This is a genomic window from Mesorhizobium sp. M2A.F.Ca.ET.037.01.1.1, assembly GCF_003998075.1.
GTDB lineage: Bacteria > Pseudomonadota > Alphaproteobacteria > Rhizobiales > Rhizobiaceae > Mesorhizobium.
This window is the reverse complement of record NZ_RZSA01000463.1, coordinates 1-5,018: the sequence shown is the minus strand read 5'-3', so window position 1 is coordinate 5,018 and position 5,018 is coordinate 1. Positions and strand designations below refer to the sequence as shown.

At 63.6% G+C, this 5,018-nt stretch carries 7 protein-coding genes; 1 reads left to right on the top strand and 6 read right to left on the bottom strand.

Translation table 11 applies throughout. The features are described 5' to 3' along the window. Positions 1-727, bottom strand: a 727-nt coding sequence (locus tag EOA27_RS21520; protein ID WP_348639868.1) for a glycine betaine ABC transporter substrate-binding protein, incomplete at its 3' end; no start/stop codon positions are given. A gap of 272 nt (positions 728-999) precedes the next feature. Between EOA27_RS21520 and EOA27_RS21515 the strand changes: the two genes are divergently transcribed. Next, the gene (locus EOA27_RS21515) at positions 1,000-1,572 is read left to right on the top strand and encodes an NADPH-dependent FMN reductase (protein ID WP_126082936.1); all 573 of its coding nucleotides are present in this window, start codon (positions 1,000-1,002) and stop codon (positions 1,570-1,572) included. A 46-nt stretch (positions 1,573-1,618) separates the two neighbouring features. Here EOA27_RS21515 and EOA27_RS21510 read toward each other — a convergent pair whose 3' ends face one another. From EOA27_RS21510 to EOA27_RS21485, 5 genes are all read right to left on the bottom strand, one after another. Next, on the bottom strand, positions 1,619-2,839 hold the full coding sequence (locus EOA27_RS21510; protein WP_126082937.1) for an MFS transporter: 1,221 nt from the start codon (positions 2,837-2,839) through the stop codon (positions 1,619-1,621). Next, positions 2,836-3,330: a transcription antitermination factor NusB gene (gene nusB / locus EOA27_RS21505; protein WP_040999924.1), complete on the bottom strand. Its 495-nt coding sequence runs from the start codon at positions 3,328-3,330 to the stop codon at positions 2,836-2,838. The genes EOA27_RS21510 and nusB overlap by 4 nt, the downstream gene beginning before the upstream one ends. Continuing rightward, positions 3,327-3,821 (bottom strand): 6,7-dimethyl-8-ribityllumazine synthase, encoded by a 495-nt coding sequence (gene ribH, locus EOA27_RS21500; RefSeq protein ID WP_126082938.1) that lies wholly within the window; start codon positions 3,819-3,821, stop codon positions 3,327-3,329. The genes nusB and ribH overlap by 4 nt, the downstream gene beginning before the upstream one ends. 248 nt (positions 3,822-4,069) lie before the next feature. Next, the gene (locus EOA27_RS21490; RefSeq protein ID WP_126082940.1) at positions 4,070-4,687 is read right to left on the bottom strand and encodes a riboflavin synthase; all 618 of its coding nucleotides are present in this window, start codon (positions 4,685-4,687) and stop codon (positions 4,070-4,072) included. A 60-nt stretch (positions 4,688-4,747) separates the two neighbouring features. Next, the coding region (locus EOA27_RS21485) for a dihydrofolate reductase family protein (RefSeq protein WP_189562077.1) at positions 4,748-5,018 on the bottom strand (271 nt) is incomplete at its 5' end.

Below are 5,018 nucleotides of genomic sequence, written 5' to 3'. Positions count from 1 at the left end.
GCTTAAGGACCTCTTCGCGGATGATCGGTGCCGGCTGGTAGACCGGCTGCACACCCTTGTCGTCCTCGAGCACGACGAGGCCGGAGGGCTGGATGCCGCCGTCGGTGCCATAGACCATGGCGGCGTTGGCGCCGTTGGTCTGGTTGGCGGCGGCAGCGATGGTTGCCGCGGTGTCTCCGCCGGAGAGGGTGATCAACTGGTCCGGCTTCAGCATGAACCCGTAGGTCGTCTGGAAGGCGGGGAGCGCCGCCGCCGAATTCACGAACTCGGCGGAAGCCGCGAGCACCACCTTGCCGCCGCCGGCGACATACTTGCCGAAGTCCGACAAGGTGGCGAGCTTGTTCTCGTCAGCCACTTCCTTGCGCAGCGCGATCGCCCAGGTGTTGTTGGCCGGCGACGGCGACAGCCACACGATCTTGTTGGCATCGTAGTCGAGCTTCTTGGCGGTCTCGTAGCCCTTGGCGGCGTCCTTCCAGACCGGATCGTCGGCCTTCTGGAAGAAGAAGGCGGCATTACCCGTATATTCTGGATAGATGTCGATCTCGCCAGCGGTGATCGCCTTACGCACCACGGGCGTCGCGCCGAGCTGGATGCGGTCGGTGGTCTTGATGTTGTTGGCGTTGAGCACGAGCTGGATGATGTTGCTCAGCACGCCGCCTTCGGTGTCGATCTTGGAAGACACCACCACCTGGGCATTCGCCGATGCCGTCGCAATACCAAGCGCCATCGCCGCGAAAGCGAGCTTTCTAGCTGAAAACATTGTGAAAATCCCTTGCTATAAGCCGTTCAGTCGGTGGTCGCATATGAGCACAGCTTCAACGGCCGGTCGGGGCATACGGTTTCATAACTAGGGGAATACACGCAATAATTTTGTTCGGCCAGACGAAGGCACGGCCGCACCCCGCCATGGCTATGCCGACCTAAGGTCGGCTGGCGGCCTGCCCTGTTCTGGGGGATATTAGGGAAAGGCGGGTCGGCGGCCAAAACAGGGAGTGGGTCATGGCCAAGCATAAAGTCGGCTACCTCATCGGCAGCCTTGCCAAGGGCTCCATCAACCGCAAGCTTGCGAAGGCCCTCGTGAAACTGGCGCCGCCCGAACTTGAGATGACGGAAATCCCCTTCAAGGACCTGCCGCTCTACAGCTACGACTATGATGCCGACTTTCCGCCGGTCGCCCTGGAGTTCAAGAAGGCCATCGCGTCCGTCCAGGCAGTGCTTTTCGTCACGCCGGAATACAACCGCTCGATCCCCGGCGGCCTGAAGAACGCAATCGACTGGGCGAGCAGGCCCTACGGCAAGAACTCTTTCGCCCGCAAACCGACTGCCGTCATCGGAACCTCGCCAGGCGCGATCGCGACAGCCGTCGCCCAGCAGAGCCTGCGCAGCGTGCTCAGCTTCTGCAACGCACCCCAGATGAACTCTCCCGAAGCCTATATCCAGTTTACCCCGGGATTGATCACCGACGACGGCGAGGTGACTGTGGCGTCAACCGAAACATTCCTGCGCAATTACATGGACGAGTTCCACATGTTCATAGCGCGGGTGCTGCAGGTGCTCCCGCCTGATGCATGACGCCGGCCGTTTCGGACTTGTCGCCGGAACGGCCTCGGCACCTTCCTCAGCGTTCGCGGGAGCCTACCATCCTCAACGTGCCGAGCGCGACAAAGCAAAGCGCGACGACCGGGAAGACGACCCAGTTGAGCATCGTCCAGCCCCATGCGTTGTAGATCGCGCCTGACATGAGCGAGGAGAAGGCGACGGAGCCGAACAGGACGAAGTCGTGGAAACCCTGCACCTTGCTTTTCTCGGAGGGGCGGTAGCTGGCCGCGACCATGGCCGTTGCGCCGATGAAGCCGAAGTTCCAGCCAAGCCCGAGCAGGATCAGCGCGGTCCAGAATTGCCACAGATGCAGTCCGGAAAGCGCCACCGTGGCGCAGCCGATCAGGAGCACGAGGCCAGTGGCCAGGATGCGTTCGGCGCCGAAGCGATGGATCAGCGAGCCGGTGAAGAAGCTCGGCCCGAACATGGCCATGACGTGCCAGGAAATGCCCAGCGTCGCATCGTCTTCCGACAGGCCGCAGCCGACCATGGCGAGCGGCGCGCCGGTCATGACGAAGCTCATCAGCGCGTAGCTGCCGACGGTGCAGAAAAGTGCTGCGACGAAACGCGGCTGGGTGACGATTTCAGCCAGCGGCCGGCCATCGCTTGCAGCGGTTTCGGTGACGGTGTTGGTCGTTGAAGACACACGCAGGAACGACAGGATAAGCGCGCCAACCGCCGCAAGCGGCAGGATCGAAGCGAAGGATCCCGCGAACATAACTGGGGCCAGCAGTTCGCGGGTGTAAATGACGATCTGCGGTCCAAGGATGGCGGTGACGATGCCGCCCGCTAGCACAAAGGAGATGGCGCGCGCCTTGAATTGCGGCGGCGCGTTGTCGGCGGCCGCGAAGCGAAACTGCTGCACGAAGGCGCCGCCGACGCCGATCACGCAAAGGCCGAAGGCAAACAGCCAAAAGCTCGCCTGGAAGAGCGCGAGGGTCGCGATCAGGGCGCCGAGCGCGGTGACCACGGTGCCGGTCATGAAGCCGCCGCGATAGCCGAGGCTGCGGATGATGGCGGCGGCCGGCAAGGCTCCGAGCGCCACGCCGAGATTGAAGCCGGTGATCGGCGCCGTCGCGAGAGACTTGTCGGGACCGAGCAGGTATTGCCCGGCCAGCGCGCCGAGCGATATGGCGATCGGAGCGGCCGAACCGACGATCGCCTGCGCGGCGGCAAGCAGGACGGCTGTGCGGCGCCCTTCCCTGCCGGTCGCGGCGACCGCGGCCGTTGCGGTCGTCACGAAGCGTCCTTGCCGCGCCCCTCACCGCGAACCCGGCGCGAGACGCGATCGAGAACGGCATTCACCAGCTTGGGTTCGTCTTCCTCGTAAAAAGCTTTTGCGATGTCGACATATTCGGACACGATCACGGCCACCGGCACGTCTTCGCGCTTCATCAATTCGTAGACGCCGGCGCGCAGGATAGCGCGCAGCGTCGAATCCAGCCGCGACAGCGGCCAATCCTCGGTCAGCGCCTGGCGGATGACCGGGTCAATGGTCTTCTGGTTCTCGACGACGCCGGTCAGGATGGCGCGGAACCATTGCGCGTCCGCCTCGCGGTAGAGCGCGCCATCGACTTCCTTGCCGAGGCGGAAGGCCTCATATTCGGCCGTGATCTCGAAGACGCCGCTGCCGGCCACATCCATCTGATAAAGCGCCTGAACGGCAGCAAGGCGGGCGGCGCCGCGCTTGTTGGCGTGACGTACCGCTCCGGTCGAGGCAGGCTCGGTCACGATTGGGCTCCGAATTTCTCTTTGAACGCGATCATGGTCAGCGCCGCGCGCGCGGCGAAGCCACCCTTGTCGCCCTCGGTCTTCTTCGCGCGCGTCCATGCCTGCGCGTCGTTCTCGGTGGTCAGGATACCGTTGCCTATCGCGATCGCTTCCTGCACCGCAAGGTCCATCAGCGCGCGGCTCGATTCATTGGCGACGATGTCGAAATGATAGGTGTCGCCGCGGATGATGGTGCCGAGCGCGACAAAGCCGTCATAATGCGTGCCGCCTTCGGCGGCGCCATCGAGCGCGAAGGTGATGACGGCCGGTATCTCCAGCGAACCGGGAACGGTCACGACGTCATAGGTGGCGCCGGCATCATCGAGCGCGGCTGTCGCGCCTTCCAGAAGCGCGTCGGCCAGATCGTCGTGAAAACGCGCTTCGACAATGAGCAGATGCGCCTTCGCCTTCGGGCGAATGAACGCTTTGCCGTGTTGGGATGTGCCTGCCATAAAAGTCTCCGGGGGGTTGCCGGTGACTTATGCCGAAGCGGGGTTGATCGCAAGCGGAAGATTGTTGCAGTCAGACGCCAGTAGCCTGGCGATAGCGACGCACCGTATCCCTCAGACGATCGTTCGCCGGCCGCGGATTGGTCAGCGCTTCAATGAATACCTTGCGATCGTTGACCGGCAGATTGAGGCCGTCGCGTCCTCGACGTGGAGCTTTTCCCGCCAAGCGGAGCCAATCTCGTCTTTGGTCATCACAGCCCTTCCTTCCCCGCCTCCGCCAAGCGCGCGGCGTAGCGGGCCATGGTGTCGATCTCGATGTTGACGCGGTCGCCGGCCTGGCGCTCGCCCCAAGTGGTGACGCTCAGCGAGTGATGGATGAGAAGAACATCGAAGCGGGTGCCCTGGACCTTGTTGACGGTGAGCGATGTGCCGTCGAGTGCGACCGAACCCTTCGGCGCGATGAACTTCGCCAGATGGCGCGGCGCCTCCAGCGTGAAGCGCACGGCGTCGCCCTCCTCCTTGCGCTCGACGATCTCGGCGGTGCCGTCGACATGGCCGGAGACGATGTGGCCGCCGAGCTCGTCGCCGACCTTCAGCGCCCGTTCGAGATTGATCCGGGTGCCGGATTTCCAGCTCGACGCGGTGGTCAGCCTCAACGCTTCCTCCCAAGCCTCGACCTCGAACCAGCGCGCGTTCGAGCCATGTTCGGGGAGCGCCGTGACGGTGAGGCAGACGCCGCCGCAGGAGATCGATGCGCCGATGGCGATGGTCTCCGGATCGTAGGCCGTGTCGATGCGCAGCCCGACGCCTTCGGCGAGCGGCTTCACAGCGGCTACCGTGCCAACGTCGGTCACAATTCCCGTAAACATCAGAGAGCTTCTTTCGTTTTGACCTGATCTGATCCAAAAACCGGTTTCCACTTTTTGGGATCATGGTCTTACCCACTCGGCGTAGCTGTCCTCGCCGAAGCGCATGTCGCGCAGTTTGCGAAATCCGGCCGGGATATGGTCGGCGTCGATCGGCGATGCAATACCGTCTTCGCCAATGGCGTCCGGCCCCTGGAACAGCACGATACGGTCGACAAGGTCTTCCTCGAGGAAGGCCTTGGCCACCTTGGCGCCGCCTTCGACCAAAACGCTTGCCATGCCGAGCGCGGCAAGGTCTTCCAGCAATTCCGGCAGGGCGACGACGCCCTCATGG